This is a genomic window from Spongiivirga citrea (genome assembly GCF_010671565.1).
Taxonomy (GTDB): Bacteria; Bacteroidota; Bacteroidia; order Flavobacteriales; family Flavobacteriaceae; genus Spongiivirga; species Spongiivirga citrea.
Genome location: NZ_JAABOQ010000011.1, coordinates 1 through 20,078, shown reverse-complemented (window position 1 = coordinate 20,078; position 20,078 = coordinate 1). Strand labels below are relative to the sequence as shown.

19 protein-coding genes are annotated in these 20,078 nt (G+C 36.3%); 9 read left to right on the top strand and 10 right to left on the bottom strand.

Annotated elements, in window-relative coordinates; translation table 11 throughout:
* The 7 genes from GWK10_RS18195 to GWK10_RS18165 all read right to left on the bottom strand — a co-directional run.
* On the bottom strand, positions 1–223 hold a 223-nt coding region (locus GWK10_RS18195), incomplete at its 3' end, for a hypothetical protein (RefSeq protein ID WP_164033837.1).
* A 17-nt stretch (positions 224–240) separates the two neighbouring features.
* A complete protein-coding gene (locus GWK10_RS18190) occupies positions 241–792 on the bottom strand; it encodes a conjugal transfer protein TraO (protein ID WP_164033836.1) in 552 nt (183 codons plus the stop codon).
* A gap of 241 nt (positions 793–1,033) precedes the next feature.
* Positions 1,034–1,540, bottom strand: coding sequence for a type VI secretion system TssO (gene tssO, locus GWK10_RS18185; RefSeq protein ID WP_164033835.1), 507 nt, complete (start codon positions 1,538–1,540; stop codon positions 1,034–1,036).
* A gap of 13 nt (positions 1,541–1,553) precedes the next feature.
* Entirely contained in the window at positions 1,554–2,711 is a 1,158-nt protein-coding gene (locus tag GWK10_RS18180) for a hypothetical protein (RefSeq protein ID WP_164033834.1), read from the bottom strand.
* Between the two features lie 5 nt (positions 2,712–2,716).
* Complete coding sequence (locus GWK10_RS18175; protein WP_164033833.1) at positions 2,717–3,739, bottom strand: PKD domain-containing protein; 1,023 nt, start codon at positions 3,737–3,739, stop codon at positions 2,717–2,719.
* 23 nt (positions 3,740–3,762) lie between these two features.
* Positions 3,763–5,604: a type VI secretion system baseplate subunit TssF gene (locus GWK10_RS18170; protein ID WP_164033832.1), complete on the bottom strand. Its 1,842-nt coding sequence runs from the start codon at positions 5,602–5,604 to the stop codon at positions 3,763–3,765.
* Positions 5,605–5,617: 13 nt separating this feature from the next.
* Positions 5,618–6,049: a GPW/gp25 family protein gene (locus GWK10_RS18165; protein WP_164033831.1), complete on the bottom strand. Its 432-nt coding sequence runs from the start codon at positions 6,047–6,049 to the stop codon at positions 5,618–5,620.
* Positions 6,050–6,228: 179 nt separating this feature from the next.
* On the opposite strand from GWK10_RS18165, the gene GWK10_RS18160 reads away from it, so the two are divergent.
* Genes GWK10_RS18160 through GWK10_RS18150 form a run of 3 tightly spaced genes read left to right on the top strand, consistent with a single transcriptional unit; the run spans position 6,229 to position 8,655 of the window.
* Positions 6,229–6,861 carry a C40 family peptidase gene (locus tag GWK10_RS18160; protein WP_164033830.1) on the top strand — a complete coding sequence of 211 codons (633 nt, stop codon included), beginning with the start codon at positions 6,229–6,231 and terminating at the stop codon, positions 6,859–6,861.
* A 7-nt stretch (positions 6,862–6,868) separates the two neighbouring features.
* Entirely contained in the window at positions 6,869–7,792 is a 924-nt protein-coding gene (locus tag GWK10_RS18155; protein ID WP_164033829.1) for a hypothetical protein, read from the top strand.
* Positions 7,789–8,655 (top strand): TssN family type VI secretion system protein, encoded by an 867-nt coding sequence (locus GWK10_RS18150; protein WP_164033828.1) that lies wholly within the window; start codon positions 7,789–7,791, stop codon positions 8,653–8,655. The genes GWK10_RS18155 and GWK10_RS18150 overlap by 4 nt, the downstream gene beginning before the upstream one ends.
* A gap of 12 nt (positions 8,656–8,667) precedes the next feature.
* Here GWK10_RS18150 and GWK10_RS18145 read toward each other — a convergent pair whose 3' ends face one another.
* Positions 8,668–9,516: an AraC family transcriptional regulator gene (locus tag GWK10_RS18145; RefSeq protein WP_164033827.1), complete on the bottom strand. Its 849-nt coding sequence runs from the start codon at positions 9,514–9,516 to the stop codon at positions 8,668–8,670.
* Between the two features lie 135 nt (positions 9,517–9,651).
* Here GWK10_RS18145 and GWK10_RS18140 point away from each other — a divergent pair, with 135 nt between their 5' ends.
* From GWK10_RS18140 to GWK10_RS18115, 6 genes are read left to right on the top strand one after another with little or no spacing between them, the layout of a single operon-like run.
* Positions 9,652–10,566 carry a dihydrodipicolinate synthase family protein gene (locus tag GWK10_RS18140; protein ID WP_164033826.1) on the top strand — a complete coding sequence of 305 codons (915 nt, stop codon included), beginning with the start codon at positions 9,652–9,654 and terminating at the stop codon, positions 10,564–10,566.
* Position 10,567: 1 nt separating this feature from the next.
* Positions 10,568–10,831, top strand: a complete 264-nt coding sequence (locus GWK10_RS18135) for a DUF1272 domain-containing protein (RefSeq protein WP_164033825.1) — start codon at positions 10,568–10,570, stop codon at positions 10,829–10,831.
* Positions 10,828–12,354 (top strand): aldehyde dehydrogenase (NADP(+)), encoded by a 1,527-nt coding sequence (locus GWK10_RS18130; protein WP_164033824.1) that lies wholly within the window; start codon positions 10,828–10,830, stop codon positions 12,352–12,354. Before GWK10_RS18135 ends, GWK10_RS18130 begins: the two co-directional genes overlap by 4 nt.
* A gap of 2 nt (positions 12,355–12,356) precedes the next feature.
* The gene (locus GWK10_RS18125; protein ID WP_394351683.1) at positions 12,357–14,090 is read left to right on the top strand and encodes a DUF885 domain-containing protein; all 1,734 of its coding nucleotides are present in this window, start codon (positions 12,357–12,359) and stop codon (positions 14,088–14,090) included.
* Positions 14,090–15,100: a 4-hydroxyproline epimerase gene (locus GWK10_RS18120; RefSeq protein ID WP_164033823.1), complete on the top strand. Its 1,011-nt coding sequence runs from the start codon at positions 14,090–14,092 to the stop codon at positions 15,098–15,100. The genes GWK10_RS18125 and GWK10_RS18120 overlap by 1 nt, the downstream gene beginning before the upstream one ends.
* Positions 15,101–16,348, top strand: coding sequence for an NAD(P)/FAD-dependent oxidoreductase (locus tag GWK10_RS18115; RefSeq protein ID WP_164033822.1), 1,248 nt, complete (start codon positions 15,101–15,103; stop codon positions 16,346–16,348).
* 1 nt (position 16,349) lies between these two features.
* Here the strand turns inward: GWK10_RS18115 and GWK10_RS18110 are convergent, their stop codons facing one another.
* Positions 16,350–17,447, bottom strand: a complete 1,098-nt coding sequence (locus GWK10_RS18110; protein ID WP_164033821.1) for a DUF4407 domain-containing protein — start codon at positions 17,445–17,447, stop codon at positions 16,350–16,352.
* A gap of 131 nt (positions 17,448–17,578) precedes the next feature.
* Positions 17,579–20,078: M56 family metallopeptidase (locus GWK10_RS18105; RefSeq protein ID WP_317164707.1), on the bottom strand; the 2,500-nt coding region annotated here is incomplete at its 5' end.

The following is a 20,078-nucleotide window of genomic DNA, read 5'->3' as shown; positions in this document are numbered from 1 at the left end:
ATTCAATGGCATATTTAAACTGATAATTCCCAGCAGTATTGGCATTCACCCCACGAATAGTGACATCAAAAGGGCGCGCGATGTTCACAAAACAATTCAGTGTCTCTGTCGGAGCGGTGACCTTGAAAGTGATGAGCAGATCATCAGTCACTTCCTTGGTACAGGCAATAGCCAATAACAAAAAGACAAAGCGAGTTAGTTTGTTTTGTAAGAGGGTCTTCATTCAATGTAATTTTCTTCCTATAGTAAAATGAGTTTTATTCCAACACCGGCATAGGGATTAAAATTCCCTAATTCACTATTTATGTGATAGTATTGATTTGCTTTTACGTTAATCGTTATAGTTGGTATTATAAAAATGTCTAAATCTGCACCGACGAAACCTCCATAAATAAAATTTTTTGCTGACTTAAGAAAAGCTCCGCTGGGTAATTGTTCTTCTCCATTATTTAATTGCTCGATTCCTCCGACGACACCACCTCCTAGATAAACCGCAATTTTTCGGTTGTTATTTCCTATGAGGTCGACAAAAACACCTAAGTTAACCGCCGACATATTGATTTCAATTTCATCGCCAGTTGATGCAGTTTTAGTCGATTGGTATACCTGCAAGGCAGCCTGAGCATAGTTGAACCAGTCAATTTTATAATCAAATGTTATCAGTCCTCCGAATCCGTCATCAGTGATACCTCCGTTAATCGATGCTCCTATTTTATAAGTTTGTGCATTAATTGCACTAACACTTATAATAAATAACAGCATAAGCATACGCCGTAAGGGGTTTGCGCTCATACAATAAGTTACTTTGTTGTGAAAAATACCCAGTTATGTTAAGTTATTTTAAAAATACGAAACATTTGGATTGTTGGTGGGAAAAATATTCGACGAAGTTAGTAAATAATTTTTTAATTCATTGGTTTTCAGCGAAACAAAAACTATTTGTTAACCTGAACAGCTAGTGTGATTTTGTCTAACTTTTTGAAAATGAGTGTTTAAAGATTTGGCTAAAAAAGACTGTTGTAAACAGCTGTGGCTAATTATTTCTATAAGCATCTAGATACCGATTTGCTCGTTCTAGTTCGTTTGCAAGCTCTCTATTCTGTTCTTCATATTGTTTTAGCTTGCTTGCAACGTCGTCTAACTTATTAAGTTCGCCTTTTAGTTCCTGTATATCTACAAAAGCATCTACAATTTCTTTATACATATCGTATCTAAAGGTTTCGTCTTCTTTAGGAATTGATGTTTGAAGTTTTACTAGTTTTTGAGTAAGCAAACCATTAATAAGTTGTAGATTTTGCCCTTCAACATCGAGACTGTCAATATGCGCCCGTATATCTTTCATTTCCTTATAAAAGGTTTCTTGAAACTCAATGTCTTTTTCAATTTTCTCTGATCGTTCGCGCCAAACTTTATTTTCAAGCAGCGGGATTTGATTAAAATCAAAAAATATGGCCGTAATAATAAGACCAATTGTTACAGTGAATAATAAGATAAATTTCCAAATACTATTGCGCCTTTCCTTCGCGTTTTGGGGTTTCATAAGCTTACGACTATTAATCTAATAAAAAGCTGCGACGCTTTTTTACTTCGGGTTTTGCTATTACTTCTTCTTTTACAAATATATTCGAATCTGACTTTTTACCAATATAATCTAGCTCATTCAATTTTTTGAATAATGAAGCCATAAGTTTGGTAAAATTAGAAACATAAAGTAACGATTTATTAATGTCGTTATGCTGATAGTTTAACTCGATCATTTCTATCAATACATTTTCAAAAGCACCTTGGTTTAGATCGCACCAATCTGATAAATAATTCAGCAATTCTTCTTTCCCAGTACCTACGTAAACATCTATATTATTTTTGATCACTCTAGACAGCGACATGATCTTACTAATCATATGGATAGGTGACTGGCCGCTGGCTGTCAAACGATAATCTGGGAGCATGCCACCTAAATATTGAACTACAGCTTGCGAAATGGTCATCACCATTCGGGCCATATCATTTGTTTGTTTTTTCTGATATATTTTCTGAATGATGTTCATATTATAATTTTCCAATACATTAAAGAATGTGTGGATTTCAGAAAAGATATATTTTAAGTCCTCGTGACTTTCTATACAGGTGCAAGGCGGAATATAGTCTTCATTTACCGAAGCCTTACCATCAATAACATCAATCTTACCTAGAGAAATATGATATGCGCCAAATTCGTCGGTATTGGCATCATTTTCATCCACAATATGCATCTGATATTGCGGTATTACAAAAGGATGACGAACAGGTTCTTCATCTGGGTTGGCTTCACCAAGAGGAATACGTTCAAAAGGATTTACACTTAAAACAACATAATAAGATCCATCACTATCTTTTGTCGAAAGTGATGTATCAATACTATTCCCACTTTTTACTAAAGCTTCGGCTATGTCAGGTGTAATATGAACATTATAACCTGCTTTTGTAATTGCCTTGCAATGTTTTAGCTGTACAACAACAGTATTCTGTCCGTCTAAGTTGACATCTAATTCTAATGCATTGGTAGCTCCTATATTCGGCAGGAGACCGTAGTTGTACGAATTTATTTGGGCAGCAGCAGCCAATTGACTGTTACGAACGGCAGCATTTTCAGATTCGATAAAATGCTGCTTGTTTATTTTCATTCCATCAATCCAGTTTACCTGGTAATGGGGTTGTTTTTCTGGATTCATAGCGGTTAGAATATTGATTTTTTCTTAGAGGTTAAAATCATGCTTGTGATACAATTATTCTCAGCGCGATTTATTCGTTTTACTTTTATGATACGTTTCTTTCCTTTTTTCTCAAGGTACTTACAAAACTCATCCAAAGTCATAGAATTTCCACTTACCGATAATGGAATGTTCTTGTTGTCGCACGTATAGCGACTAAAGTCACTCACGGTACCTGTTTTTAAACCAATACTTTGAAATAGTGCTTCGAGACCACCCGTTCCAATGTCCGGCGCTCTAAAAGGTGGCGGTGTTTCTTCTTCCTCTTCTTCAGGTTCTTCTGGAATAATGTCAACACCAACAATTGGTGTAGCATCTATCGTAGGGGCTTCACTTAATGTTGTTCGTTGTCTTTCTCTTCTTCTTGGTGGTGCAGGTGTATCATCAATTTTTTCTAAAACATTAATGCGTTTAGAAGTAGCATATCTTGTGTCGCCATTTACGATTAGCGTAATCGTTTTTAATCCCGGAGATTGATAGATATAGGTAGGTTGCTTTAATGTAGAGTTAATTTCGGCGGTCTCGCCAAAACGCCATTCCCAGCTTTGTCCGTCTTTAGTGAACTCTCTCGTAGTTAATAATTCACCTACGCGAATAGAACGAGGAATTGTGAAATTCGCAAGCTTTGTAGAATCTAGAATAAACCGTTTTTCTTTTACAACGATGGTTTTCGTTTTAATACAGCGATTGTTCACCTTTAACGAAATCTGATACTTTCCTGGTTTTTTATATGTATGAAATGGAGCGACCCTAGCGTCTCTTTCAGAATTGTCACCAAAATTCCATTCACGGTTACTTACTTGAGTGCTTTTATCTTTAAACCGAATAATTTCACCTACACGATATTCCTGTTCCAAAGTATCGAAATCTACTACACCACAAGGAGTGTAATTATAAAACCGGTATCCGAAAACCGATCCTGATATCAAGATTACCATCAAGAAAAATAGTAATACGCTTTTGTCAATGTGAAAGTTAGTCTGCTTCATGTTATTACTTTAATAATTCAACTTCATTTTGCGCTTATTATTGATATACGATAAGGAAAAACATTTAACGATTGCTGCTCTAAGATAGTTAAAATATTACTCTTTATCGCATCCCATTCTGGTTCAGTTGTCCTAGTTTTATTGTTGGGTTCTAATTGAATATCAATAGAGGGTACAAGTCCTTTTTGATCATGTATTGCTGTTTTGAAACCTTTGGTTACCGTAACATTCTGGACTCTTGTTGCACAAATTTCATAGCATAATGCCTTAATATCTTCTTTGGTAACGATGCGATTTCTAGATAAAAGTGCTCGACGATACGCATTTAAGCGCTCGTCCATATTCAAGTTATTCTTACCCTGTAGCGTAGTGGTTAAAAACATATTACCACGTTGTTTAAGATCGCTTCCTTGATATACGTTTAGCGTATTTCCTTGTTTTATTTGGTTTCCATCTTCACCATCGGTCACCCAGTATTCCACTAACAAGGTGTCTTTTTTTCGGTGCGGAATTATCGATACATAGCTGGTTTCGTAATTGCCATAACCAATATCGGCTATCTTGGTTTCTAGTAATGCAATATTCTGGTTTAACTCTTTTATAGTTGCTTGCAAAAAGTCATTGTTAAATACCGAGAATGATGCACTTTCATCTTTAAGAAGATCTAATAAATGTAACAGATATTCTTTTGCCTTCCGAGAATCTAGCTTGCCCACATTATCCCGCCGTATGGTAAATGTACCTCGATCATCTTGTGATAATTCATTCTGTTTAAGAGAATAATTCTTACCAGCGGTATTGCTAATACTTTTAATATCAAGAAATAATTCTTGTGTGTTAATTGGTATAATATTGACGTAATCCTTTAACTGATAGGTCATACTTTGCCACCTCCTATTTAATGCGGGAACCGCATTCAGGGAACAAAAAACCTCTTTTAAAATAGTGTCGTCAATCACTCTAGGAAAAACAACCTTTATCCAATGCAGTTGTTCTAGCTGATCATGTTCTTTTAAATCGACTAGCTTTTCAAATTCCTTAGGCAATTCGGGATCACCGTTTAGGATGGCCTTGGAAGTAATAGTTACAAAATTCGGATTGTAAAACGATCGAACCTGCTCTTCAATATATTGGCTCTTATTTTGTCCTGCAGCAACTACTGAACGTAATGTAAACTCATTTTGTCTCGTAATACGTTGTAATCCAGGATTGGTAGTTATTGGTTTTCCTTCAAAAAAGAAATCAGCATTTTTTAAGTGATGATAAAAAAGCTCGCGTCCTTTCATATCCATCAATTCAAAATAAAGGGAAACATCAGTCAGGTCAATTTTTTTATGTCCTGGTTTAATTCCTAAATACAATGTTGATGGTGGAAGGTCTAGCCCAGTGGTCATCTTTAAATTAGAAACCGTTTTTCGTTTTCCTTCATATTCAAACAACTGATCTTTACAAACAACTGCTTTAATGCACGCATCGACCAAAACACTGGATTGTAATGCCGAGAAATAGACATTTTTTACATCTTGCCCAGCGTTGGCAGTTTTTACACGTTTTTTGTAAAACAGTAAGTGTTCAGATGTTATTGTTGTTTTTGCTTCAATGGGTTCAACATATATAATGCCGTGAGCAGGTTTGGCACCGTAAACCATTTCCGGTGTCATTAGTTGAATAAGCTGTTCGGTTACTCGAGACTGCGAGTTTTGAAATTCAGTAGAAAGCTTTTCAATTTCTGATGCACATGCACTAATTAACAACGATACGATAGGGTCGAAAGAACTTTCAATCTCATTAGGCGCAACTCCCCATAACGAGGCCGCCTTTTTAATCATTCTATTCTTAATTTGAAGTTTTGACTCCGTATTCATTGTTTACTTTCAATTAAAAAGATAGAGGTGCGATATAAAATCGCTCTAAGCATGAAAAAGGTTCGCTGGTTTGACTAATCAAACCATTTACCTTAATATCAACACGCTTTCTAATGCGATTTAAGTTACTGGTATTTTTAAATTCTTCCTGTTCGATTACCACATCAACTTTTACACGTTTCAATCTGGTTTCCTTACTCGAAATACTTTCAACCAAAGACTCAGAAATAATATTGCGCAATTTGTTGGTGCTAGTTAGGTTATCGAAATCGACATTCCAAATAGAGCATCCAAATGATTCATCAAAATGGCATTCTCCAAAATAAGAGGTAGTGATAAGATGAATAAATGATACAACCGATTGCTTGATTCCTACTTTGTCAAGTTCTTTATTTCGTATTATTTTTCCAGCTTTAAGGGGAATTTGATAGTAATTTGATGCCATATGTAAGTCTCGTTAGACTTTAGGTTAACGCAATTTAGCAAGATTTATTCACCAATCTAAGTAAAAATGTGAATATAGAATGCTTACCAGTGCTTTTATCGATGCTTTTCATCAACATATCTTATCTTAACGCTTCGTTTGCAATGAAGTTTTATATTTGAGCTCCAAATTTTATGAAGATGAACACTAAGTTAGTACTGCTAATTTTGCTAGTAGGATTTTCTTTCGGCTGTGGTAACCGAAACATGTTTCCAGCTGAGGAAACCTCAAACCTTCCCGTAAAACCGAAACAGGATACTGTAAAGGTTATTAAAAAGGAACCCATTTTACCTATTCAAAAAAAGTATGCTAAATCGATGGGTCTAGAACCTAAACGGGTAAAACCTGTTGCCTTATATGAATTTATCGACGATTGGATTGATGCTCCGTACAGACTAGGGGGAGAAAATAAAGCTGGTATAGACTGTTCGTACTTTACTCAATATTTGTATCATGACGTTTTCAATAAATTAATTGAGCGCACGGCGAGCAAACAATACAAAGCTCCAGATACTAATTTATTTATCGGGCAAGAACATTTGAGAATTGGCGACCTTTTATTTTTTAATTTAGAAGGGTCGGAATTTACCACAATAACCCATGTAGGTATCTACCTTGGGAACAATCGTTTTGTACACTCCACAGCGAAAAGAGGTAGCGACGGAAAAAATGGTGTGCAAATCAGTAATTTTAAAAGTAAGCACTGGCAAAAACTATTTGTTGCTGCCGGAAGAAAACCTGGCATTGCAAAGGCAATTAAAAGCCTTCAATAATAATAAAGTGAAAGAGAAAGACCTGCAACATATCTACGATTCGCTTAAAGTTGTTTTTAACAATTTGAAGGCCGAAGTGCTGTTGGCAGAGCTCATGGAGAACTCTGACATTGAGCTTTCTAATGTAAACATCCGCAATCAAAGTACGTTCTCGCGTTCACACCGTCGCGATGTAATGAATTTAAGGCTGATAGAAAATAAAGATTCGCAGAGGGTTTTAAATTTTGATCTTGCTAGAAACGGATTATACGACAATCTTCCTGAAGGTATTTTTCATGACCCAATAAGTATTAAAAGTAATGTTACTTATAAAGCCTTAAGGCAAAAACAAAAAAAACAAGAACGCGAAGCTCGAAGTTTATTTGAGCCCTTAGAAAATGAGTTTTTTACCCAACGTTTAAAAATCGAACAAAATGAGCGTGAGTTAAATGAACAATTTAGCAAGCTCAAAAACGATTTCTTAGTTGATTTTTGGAAAATACGTGGAAAGCTTCCAAAAAAGTACACCATAAAACTACTTAGTTTATTACCGCAGGCGTACAAGATTGCAGGCAATATTAGTCTAACCGCTCGTTGTTTGCAACATGCCCTCGGTTATAAAGTTCAGATGATTAAGTCGTTTGAAACAATTGAAGAACATATTAAACCAGTAGCCGATAATAGTCAATTGGGAGTTGATTTTGTACTGGCTTTAAATGAAACTCAAGTGTTGTATCCCAAGATTAAAATTATCGTTGGGCCAGTAAACAATAAAGAGCTTTCAAACTATGTTGAAGGTGGGGTTGCAAGAAAATTTATTAGTATCTTTTGCGACTATTTTGTGCCTATCGAGTACGATACTCAAGTAGAAATTATTGCTGCTAAGGACAAAAATACATTTGCCTTGAATTTAGATGAACAACCAGTTATGGGAATAACAACAACTATATGAAGCTAGCTTTACTCTTTCTTATCGGAGCTGGACCCCTAAAATTAGGAGTGATTGTATTCGCACTTAGCGGATTGATCATGGGGCTTGTAGGTGGACTTCGTAAATTGTTTATGAAAAATAAGGGTAGGTTTTTCATCTATCTTATAGTAACCGCAGTGCTGTTTGCTTGTGTTGCGCTGTTGAGTAATAAAAAAGTTCTCGATAATATTCCGTTAAATAGTTTTATTGGCTTTCAGGTAATTTTATTTGGACTTGGTTTTTTGCATGTCTATGCAATGCGAAGAATTTTCCCTGATTTACAAGAAAAAATAACCAATTTTTGGCTGGAGCTTTTATATACAATTGTAATTACTTGCATAGCTTTAATTGCATTTATGCTGGTGGTAGAGCTGTATAAGCCAGAGTTTAAATACATGTTCCTGTCTGCCGGAATTGCATTTATAATCCCATTTTTTATTGTCAAATTATACGAATACGCCATTGCCGTTCCTGTGGCGGTGTATAAAAAGTGGTTTTATCCAATCGGGGAGAATATTAAAGATCCTAAGGAAAATGAACTTCGGAATCCGCTAGTTATTTCATTTCAGTTTAGTAAAGATAAACGTACTAATGAGCTTAGCAATTTCAGATTAAAAGCTCCAGAATCTATGGAGTTCGGAAAGCTTTTTTATTACTTCATTAACGATTATAACGACCGCCATCCTGAAGGCGAAATTAGTTTTGTTGATAGAAATAACGAGCCCTATGGTTGGATTTTCTATCGAAAAACTTGGTTTGGTATCTTAACCCATGTTGATTTCGAGCGGACTGTAAAAAGCAATCGTATTAAAGAAGATACGGTAGTTATTTGCCAAAGAGCTTAACTGGCTGTCAAATTATGGTTTATGAGAGTTTCTGAGCCTTGATGGTGTTACACCTTTTATAGTTTTGAACTTTCTATTAAAATTTGATAAGTTGTTAAAGCCAGATAAATAAGCAACTTCGACGATACTTATATTTTGATCATTTAAAAGCAATCTACTGGCATTTTCAATTCTCACTTCATTAAGAAATTGAAAGTATGTTTTGTTTGTGCGTGTTTTAAAATATCTACAAAAGGCGTTTTTGGTCATGCTGGCTACTTCCGAGATAGCTTCTAATGTTATCGGTGTATGATAGTTGTTAATAGTGTATTCAAAAATCGTACGCAGGCGTTGGCCTTCATTATCACTATATCGTTTAGGGTTAATGTATGATGCAATGGAGGTGCTCTTAGTTTTAGTAATTTGATCAATGATTTGTAACAGCAGTATAAAACGCTGTTGCTTAGATGCTTTCTTTAATAAGAGAAAGTAGTCTTTTATTTCTGAAGAAATTGGACTGAATTTCATTCCATGTGTAGCTCTTTCAAAAAATGAAGCAATTTCGGTAAAGTCATCAAGTTTAAAGAAGCCTTTACCAAATGAATCTTTTGTAAAAAATAAGGATAGCATTTTCGACTTTTCTTCAGTCTTTGGTTCGCTTCTAAAAACATGAGGGATATTACTTCCAATAACAAAAACATCGTCTTTTTTATAACTCGTTATAGTGTCTCCGACGACTAAACTCCCCTCTCCATTTACAATGTAACTTATCTGAATTTCCTCATGTTGATGTAGTTTGTCATAAAACAGATATTCATGATCTTCTTGATAAATTAAGCCTTTATATTCGGGCTTGGGTATCTTAAATGGAAAAACTTTCATAGATCAAAACTATGTAAATATTAGTTTGAAAAGAGATTTTTAATACAAAATAGGATAATATAGTACCAGTTAAGGGTAATTATCAAAGATCATAACAATCTATTTCCAACTAATTTTGAATAAAATAATTATTCTATGAGCTTTGAATGGAAAGGGGTAATGCCCGCAGTAACAACACAATTTACTTCAGAAGATAAACTCGATTTAGAGATGTTTCAAGTTAATATCGAAGCACAACTCAAAGCTGGGGTTGATGGTATTATTCTTGGAGGAACTTTGGGCGAAGCTAGCACCTTGTCTGACGCCGAGAAAAGCACCCTAGTTAATACAACCTTAGACATTGTTAAGGATCAAGTACCTGTGATTTTGAATATTGCCGAGCAAACAACCAAAGGAGCGATTTTAGCTGCACAAAATGCGGAAAAAGAGGGCGCTCAAGGAATTATGTTGCTTCCACCCATGCGCTATAATGCTGGTGATCATGAAACAATATGCTATTTTAAAGAGGTTGCAAAAAGTACTTCCTTACCCATATTGATTTATAACAACCCTGTTGATTACAAAATTGAAGTAACATTAGATATGTTTGAACAGATGTTGGTACATGACAACATAAATGGAGTGAAAGAAAGTACAAGGGATATCACGAACGTAACTAGGATTAGGAACCGCTTTGGAGATCGATTAAAAATACTATGTGGTGTGGATACTCTGGCTCTTGAAAGTATGTTAATGGGAGCAGATGGATGGGTAGCAGGATTGGTTGACGCTTTTCCGGCAGAAACAGTTGCTATTTACAGATTGGCAAAAGCAGGAAAGGTTAAAGAAGCGATCGAAATTTATCGCTGGTTTATGCCATTGTTAGAGCTCGATATTCACCCGAAATTGGTTCAGAATATTAAACTTGCCGCTGTTGCAACAGGAATTGGTTCTGAAAATGTGAGAGCCCCTCGTTTACCACTACAAGGCGAAGAAAGAAAAAGGGTACTTGAAGTTATTGATAATGGCATGAAAACACGGCCTTCGCTTCCAGATTACTTAAATTTATAGGATGTTAGAAATTAGACCTAGTTGTGAGCATTGCGATAAAAGTCTTCCTTTTGATTCTGATGAAGCGATGATCTGCACTTTTGAATGCACTTTTTGTTCAGATTGTGCCCAAAATGTTTTGAAGGGTGTATGTCCTAATTGCGGAGGCAATTTTACACCAAGACCAATTAGGCCAGAAAACTTACTTGACAAATATCCGACTTCAACTAAAAAAATATATAAGCCTGTAGATGTAGAATTGCATCTAAAAAACATAAAATCATGATTACAGGAAAAAATTACATAGGAAATGATCTGAAAGCTGAGGGTACAGTAACGTTCAAGACCTTTAATCCAAAATTACACCTCGACAATAACACGTTATTTACTGAAGCATCTGATAGCGAAATTGAAGATGCTGCTAATTTAGCGCAGGAAGCTTTTAAAGAATATGCTAAAATTTCTGGTAATGAAAGAGCTGTTTTTCTGAAAGCTATAGCTGATGAGATAATGGCTTTGGGCGACTCGCTAATTGATACTTATATGTCTGAAACTGGACTTCCAAAGGGTCGCGCGCAGGGAGAACGCGGAAGAACTGTGGGGCAATTACGTATGTTCGCAAATCTTGTAGAAACAGATAATTGGAGAGAACTAAAACATGATGAAGCTATTCCGGACAGGGCGCCCGCTCCAAAACCAGATTTACTAAAAATGCTAATCCCGATCGGACCAATTGCGGTTTTCGGGGCCAGTAATTTTCCTCTTGCTTACTCAACTGCGGGTGGGGATACAGCCAGCGCACTAGCATCCGGTTGCCCGGTTATTGTAAAAAGTCATCCTATGCATGCTGGTACTGGTGAATTAGTGGGATCTGCTATTGTAAAAGCAGCTAAGAAAACAGGAATGCCAAATGGGGTGTTTTCAAATTTAAATAGCAAAGGGATTGAAGTTGGAACAAAGCTGGTTCAACATCCAAAAATTAAAGGAGTTGGTTTTACTGGAAGTATAAAAGGAGGACGAGCCCTTTATGATCTTGCTGCCAAGCGACCAGAACCTATTCCTGTATTTGCAGAAATGGGAAGTATAAATCCAGTTATCATTACCCAAAATGCTTTACTTAAAAGAGGATCTGAAATTGCCACAACCTATGCTGGTTCTATTACACTAGGTGCTGGTCAGTTCTGTACCAATCCTGGTTTACTATTAGGTCTAAAAAGTGATCATTTATCTGATTTTATAACAGAATTAGGCCAAAAAACAATTGAGAATGAGGCACAGTGTATGTTACATCCTAACATACAGCATAATTATATCAAAAACGGAGCGATGGTAAGTTCTCAAAACGGACTTGAAGTGATTGCAGAATACGATCAGGTTTTAGAAGAAAGTTATGCCCCCTCTAAAATTGTTACGGTAAATGGAGCTGTCTTTTTAGAGAACCCAAAGCTACATACTGAGGTTTTTGGACCATTTTCTATGGTGGTACAATGCGATAATGAAGCCCAGCTTCTAGAAGTTATTGCAAATCTAGATGGACAGCTTACAGGTACTATTATTGCTGAAAAAGAAGATTATGACGGGCTTGGCGCTCTAGTAAATACGCTGCAAAATAGAGTGGGTAGAATAATTTTTAATGGTGTGCCTACAGGAGTTGAGGTTTGCGAGTCTATGACACATGGCGGACCCTATCCTGCATCTACTGATAGTCGCTTTACGGCAGTTGGTCCCGATGCCATAAAAAGATGGGCGCGTCCATTTTCATATCAGGATTTTCCAAAAGAATTGCTACCCGAAATATTAAAAGAATAATAATGAGAAGACATATAGCTGCTTTAGGTTTTTTAATGATGCTTTTAATTTCTTGTGATTCATCAAAAGATGAAAGTAATTGCGAGAATTCTTCGAAGACGCTTACTGAATTAATTAAAACTTATGAAGATCATGAGGGTTATGATGAAACAGAATATCCTTTAGGGTTGTATACAAAGGAGTTTTATGCAGCTGAGGCTGAATTTGCAAAGCAGCAGCTATCTAGTTTTGATTGTATTCAAGAAAATGAGCTAACAGAAACCGAGCAGATCTCTGCTAGTTTATTAAAGTTTGTGCTGCAAGAAAAAATTGATTTTGTCGAATATGAACAATATTTAAATCCATTACTTTCAGATTCCGGATTTCATAACAATTTACCCTATGAGGTTCGTAACATTACAAACCCGAAAGAGGCAAAGGACTATTTAAATAAATTGAAGGCAATCCCTGAATATGTCGATCAACATATTGCTCTTTTAAGAGAAGGTCTTGAGAAGGGAATTTCGCAACCCAGAGTAATTTTTAATGGTTATGAGTCATCATATGATGACCATATTGTTGACGAAGCGGAAGATAGTTTTTACTATTCACCGTTTAAAAATTTACCAACCTCAATAGAAAAAGAGCAACAAGATTCAATAATTGAAGCTGCAAAAGCAATAGTAGCAGAAGATGTAGTTCCACAATTTAAAAAGATAAAAGCTTTTTTTGAAGCGGAATATCTTCCGAATACAAGAACTACTTTGGGTGTCTCAGAAACCCCAAGAGGCAAAGAATACTATCAAAACAGAATTAATTATTATTCTACGCTGAATTATACTGCAGACGAAATTCATGAGCTAGGTTTAAAGGAAGTGGCAAGGATAAGAGCCGAAATGGAAGCTATTATCAAAGGGGTTGAATTTAAAGGTAGTTTTAAGGAGTTTCTCTCTTTTTTAAGAACAGATACTCAATTTTACGCAAAATCACCCAATGAACTATTGATGAAAGCTCGAGATATTTCTAAGCGCGTCGATGCTCAATTACCGCGATTCTTTAAAACACTACCTCGACAACCTTATGGTGTAGCAGCTGTTCCTGATGCTATTGCTCCAAAATATACAGGCGGGCGTTATATTCCAGCAGATATTAAAGGGACAAGTCCAGGGTACTATTGGGTAAACACCTATAATTTACCAAGTCGTCCACTATATGTACTACCTTCATTAACTGTTCATGAAGCGGTGCCAGGACATCATTTACAAATAGCACTTAATGCAGAGCTAGGAGATAGCATTCCTAAATTTCGACGTAACCTATACCTGTCTGCTTATGGAGAAGGTTGGGGATTGTATACGGAGTTTCTAGCGAATGAATTTGGTATTTATTCCACTCCGTATGAGAATTTCGGTAAGCTTACCTATGAGATGTGGCGTGCGTGTAGATTGGTTGTTGATACTGGTATTCATGCAAAAGGGTGGACACGTGACCAGGTAGTGGAGTTTATGTCGAGTAATACAGCACTTTCAATTCATGAGGTAAATACAGAGACTGATCGATATATTTCTTGGCCCGGTCAGGCATTATCATATAAAATAGGAGAATTAAAAATTAGAGAGCTTCGTTTGAAATCAGAGAATGAATTGAAAGAGAAGTTCGATATCCGAGAATTTCATGAAATAATTCTCGAACAAGGTACAGTCACTTTACCAATTTTAGAGCGAAGAGTAAACACATATATTGAAGCTAATAAATAATGGCAAAAAGCACATTTGTTTGTATTGATGCTCATACCTGTGGTAATCCCGTTCGGGTTATAAAAGAAGGCGGTCCTGAATTAATTGGGTCTAGCATGAGTGAAAAAAGACAGCACTTTTTAAAAGAGTATGACTGGATTCGCAAGGGCTTAATGTTCGAGCCGCGCGGACACGATATGATGAGTGGAAGTGTTTTGTACCCACCGCACAATCCCGTCAATGATTTTGCCATTCTTTTTATAGAAACCTCAGGTTGCTTGCCCATGTGTGGACATGGTACAATCGGAACGATTACCATTGCAATCGAAGAAGGTTTAGTACAGCCTAAAATTCCAGGAAAAGTTAGAATGGAAGCCCCAGCTGGTCTTGTAGAAATTGAATATCAAAAAACAAATGACAAAGTCGACTGGGTCAAACTTATAAATGTAAAATCATATTTAGCTGCAGAAAACTTAACAATTGAATGTCCTGAACTAGGAGAACTAGTTTTTGATGTTGCCTATGGGGGTAATTACTACGCTATAATTGATCCTCAAAAGAACTTTTCGGGGATACATGATTTTACCGCATCAAAGATTATTCAATATTCTCAGGTAGTAAGAAAAAGGATTAATGCAAAGTATCCTAATAAGTTTATTCATCCAGAAAACAGCACCATTAAGGACGTAACCCATATGTTATGGACGGGTAATCCCATAAATGATAGTTCGTCGGGTAGAAATGCTGTTTTTTACGGAGATAAGGCCATCGATCGATCACCCTGCGGTACAGGCACTTCTGCTAGAATGGCACAGTTGTATGCAAAGGGTAAGCTTAGGAAGGGAGAGCCATTTATCCACGAGAGTTTTATTGGTTCTACTTTTGAAGGCTGCATAGAAGAGGAGACTGAATTGGATGGAAAAAAAGCCATTATCCCTTCCGTAAAAGGATGGGCAAAAATATATGGTCATAATACCATTACAATTGACACCGAAGATGACCCTTACGCACACGGATTTCAAGTTATTTAGATGAGTAAAAAAGTAGTTGTAATAGGTGGTGGAATCATAGGGCTATGCACAGCATACTATTTGCATAAGCAAGGACACCAAGTAATAGTAATCGACAAGTCGAATATGAGTGAAGGCGCATCCTATATAAATGCCGGATATATTACACCTAGTCATATAATTCCTTTAGCCAGTCCAGGAATAATCACCAAAGGCTTAAAATGGATGTTCAACGCGTCGAGTCCATTTTATGTAAAACCAAGACTAGATATAGACTTTCTTAAGTGGGGTTGGGCATTTAAGAAATCTGCATCAGAAGCTAAAGTAAGTAAGGCTATTCCTGCAATTAAGGAGATCAATTTATTGAGTAGGGATTTGTATGAAGACCTCAAGGCTTCTAATGATTTTGATTTCCATTATGAACGAAAAGGCCTTTTAATGCTTTGCAAAACTGAAAAGGCCTTGGAAGAAGAATGGGAGGTTGGGAAAAGAGCTATTTCTCAGGGATTGAATGTTAAGAAATTAAATAAAGAGGAAGCTCAACAATATGAACCTGAAATTGATTTAGATATAGTCGGTGCTGTTTATTTTGATAGCGATGCCCATATGACTCCAACTGAGTTTATGGACAAAATGAAGCGCTTTCTAAAAAATGATGGAGTTTTAATGTGTTCAGAGGAGGAGGTGATTGATATTTCGTTTAATGGCAATACAATTAATGAGGTTACCACAACAAAACAAAAATTAGAGACGGATGAAGTGGTTCTTGCGGCGGGGTCATGGAGTCCAGAGCTTGCTAAAAAATTAGGATTAAAAATTCCCATTCAGGCGGGTAAAGGTTATGCACTGAATGTAACTAGGCAAACAGAAATAAAAATGCCAGCAATTTTAGTAGAATCGAAAGTAGCAGTGACTCCAATGAATGGATTTACGCGTTTCGCTGGCACTATGGAGATAGGAGGACTAAATCATAAAATCAACAAAACTAGAGTTGCTGCTATTGCAAATGCTGCTTCACAGTATTATAAAGGATTAGCAGTTAATGAGCAAGAAAAACAAAATGCGAAATGCGGATTGCGGCCTTGCTCTCCAGACGGACTTCCTTTTATCGGACGCAGCTCAAAATTTAACAACTTAGTAGTGGCAACAGGGCATGCCATGATGGGATGGAGCTTGGGTCCAGCTAGCGGAAAATTAGTTCAAGAGATCATCGATGAACAGAAGTTATCAATGCCTATAGACTTATTCTCACCAGATAGAAAATTCTGATTTATAATATTCGCTTCTGATTTTCGTAGAAAGCATCAGCTTGCAATTGCATTAACTCTCGAGCTTTCTTCTTTTTGTAGTCGTACAATTCATCTTCTTCGGCAATGTCTTCATACACCTTATTGTTCAATCCGGTGTCTGTGCCTAATATTTGGGCACGCTGATCAATCTTTTGAGCCACCCAAGTTTTAATTGAATTTTCATGATCCTCTAATCGCAAATCATATTCGCCTTTTGGAGCTAATAATTTTGCTATGATTGGTGAAGTTTCTATGGCTAAAAACAAGAGAAAAATAAAGAATGAAGGCAGCCATGGCAGCTTATCTAAAGCACCAATTCTAGCCATGAGCCCATCAAAACCATCAATAATAGGTTGCGTAGTTTTTACCTTGCTAGCATAATCGTTAGTAACGGCGGCTATTGCGGCATCGTTAGCTGCGATTTTTTGGTTATTATTATCCTTTAAATTTTGAAGTGATTGTAGTTCAGCATCATGCTTTTCTCGTTTTTCTTTGTACACAGGGCCCTTACCAAGTTTCATGGTGCCAGCAGTGCCTTCGGCCTCTGTAATATATGTGTTGTAAAGATCATTTACTTCTGTTTCTTTATCGACAATTTCTTTTTTAAGCTGATCATTATCTGCTTTTAAAGCCTCAATAGTCGGATTATACTGTAAGGCAATTTGTGATTGATTGTCAAGCGTCAGCTGATTTTTTTCTTCTAATAGCACCTGGTCAATTTCCTTTTCGAATATCTTTAATTCTAACGGTTTTGCAATAACAATCGCGATGATAACTGCCAGTGCAATACGCGGAGTGGCCTGTGCTAATTCTTTCCAAACATTATCCCTTTTTTTAATGGTGGAGACAATAAATCGATCGAGATTAAATATGAGTAGCCCCCATATTAATCCGAAGAAAATGGCAGCAAAAATATTATCGAAAACAGTGTATAAAGCGTAACTAGCGGCTATAGTTGCCATGATAGCTGTAAAGAAAACGGTACCGCCAATACCAGCTTGTTTTATTTGTTCAGATTTTGAACATTGCTCGAGTACATCTTGATCGGCACCAGAGCACATCCAGAAAAAACGCTTCATAGGGATTAGTTTTTGATTGAGTGATACTATATGAAACGCACTTTTGATGAATTTGTTACATACATTAACGAAGCTTTAAGTTAGGAAAATGCACAAGTAAACCTTTAAGGTCTTTTTGACTTTCTTGCTTCTCAAGTTCCTTTGATCATGATTTTATTACCCAATTTAATCTCTACTACTGCAGATGATGACAGTACTTTAATCTTTCCATTTCCAACATGAGATTTCCATTTTGGTTTAGAATAAAGATTTACTTGGTAATAATACTTTCCGTAGTTTTTGGCGTTTTTCATCAACTTGCTCTCATTAAAATGCACAAAATATCGGGCTCCGTAATCAGATATTTTGGAATTTGCAACCCGCTCGTCATCAATCCAAACACCGTATTTAGTATTCGAGCTCCAATTGCTCAGTTGTAAGGTTGAAGGTATACGCTGTTTCGGTGGTGGAGGTGGCGGGATGAGTCGTGCTTTTTCTTTTGCCGTTAGCTCATAATATGTTTTCGTGACATACGCTCCGGCCTTAGTTTCAATTTTGAAGGTGGCATTTTTAAAGTATGCTTCTATTTTATTTTCTTCCTGAGCCGATTTTTCAAAATCAATTTTGGACCTCCCTTTTACTTTTTCGCCGATTGTTTGGGTGATGCCTCCAACAGAAGGCCCGCGATTTCCAGATTCTTCAATAATCTCAATAACCTCTTTTTTCCTGTTTGATTTTGAAATATGCACCGAAGGTTTCTGGGAGCTTATACTTTTAGTTTCAAGGTGAAAACTCTTATTCTCTTTGGCATACTTAATTGCCTGGTCCGATGATATTTTCTTTCCTTCTAGATAAAATACGGCTCCTTTTTTAGCCATGTCAATAATGTGGTCTAACGGACTTTTTGGTGGTGGAGGCGGTGGAGGCGAAATCATTTTTGGGTAATGAGGAACGCCCTTTAAAATTTCTCCAGGTGTGTCAACAGATGCCTTTTGATCCGGATCCATTTGTTTATACAGAGCTTTTAAATACATCACTTCTTTTTCTTTTTTAACTTTTGATTGCCGGAGACGATCAGCTAAAAAATTATACTTTGTAACAACATCTGGTACTTTTAAAGGGGCTTCTGGTTCCTCGACAATCTCTACCACTTCGACATCTGGAATATTTGTAAACACCTCTTGAGGACTTCTAACGGATTTTTTCTGAGAAGCATTCATGTCCCCGTATAGCTTTTTGAGGTAAATGATATTAGCTTTTCTGTTTTTTGGAACGGTTTGAATACGTTTTGCCAATCGCTGATAGGTATAGATCGTATCCATCTTCGGCGGAGGCGGTGGTGGAATATTGGGAAATGGTAAGGCTTTGTCACGTTGCGAAGACGACATTTTATTGCGAATCTTTTGGATTCTATTTAGGTCCCTCAACTTAATGATCCGCTCACTTTCAGAAACAGCATTCAGTTTTTTTACAATGCTGTTGTATTCCTCAATTTCAGATTGTGTTGCTTTTGAATCTTCTTGTATATAAATGACCTCTTTGTCAGAAGATGGCATTGGAACTTCAATGACTTCTCCAACTCTTGATGGCGGTGGTGGCGGATCAGGAATGAGACCATGTTTTACGGGATTAGCCTTATATAGCTGAGTCTTTTTGTATTCGGTATTTAGTTTTATCAAGAAATCATCAGGTACATTTTGTAATTGTACATCTGACTTGTAGTTTGTCATCTCAGCAGCTGTCCAATTTTTGGTTAGCTTGTCAAGAGACGCAGCAAATTTTTCAAGTGTCGTAGCTTTACCATTAATGACAATCTTTTTACCATTAATACGAATGCGAAGCCATTTTGCAGCCATTGGTTTTATAGCGCGATATGAATCATATAGTTTTACTTCAATTGTATTGACGCCATATTGTCTAAGTATTTCTTTTACGTCTGTAATCAAGCCCATTTTTACGTTATCGTCAACAACTATATTTGCGATGACTTTTTCTTTACGTTCTTTAAAACTTAATTGTTCGTTGTATTTGTTTAAAATACTTTCAAAACTGTCCAGCTTGGTGACATGAAGATCATTTACTAAAAGATCATAGTTCTCGTTTATTAGAATATTAATATCATCATGCACGTAATTAATTTTCAGAGAACTAGCCTGTTTTAGTTCATTTTGAATCTCTTCGGTAGTCGTTCTTTCTTGAATAACCTCTTCATGCGAACTAAAGGAATACAGTAGTACTGCAAACAGAGGAAGCAATAAAAAGGTAAACCCCCAACGTTTTACTTTGTGATTTGATTTTGTCATCATTTTTAATCGTTTTTTGGTGATGGAATAATTGATGGAACTACTTAAAAAAGTAGGATGTGCTAAGCCGACCGTTTTCAACAATAATTCTTGGTATTTGTGAATTTCGATATCTGTTTTTAATACGGCATTATCGGCTAAAAATTCATGATTTAACTTAATCGATTTTTTGATGAGATATAGGAAAGGATTAAACCAAAAGAACAGCTGTAAAAACTCGACGAATAGAATGTCATAGGAGTGTTTTTGCTTCACATGCTCGTATTCGTGTAATAGCAACTCTTCATTAATTTTATCTTGTTCATACTCCGCTTTATTTATAAAAATATAGTTTAAAAAAGTGTGCGGC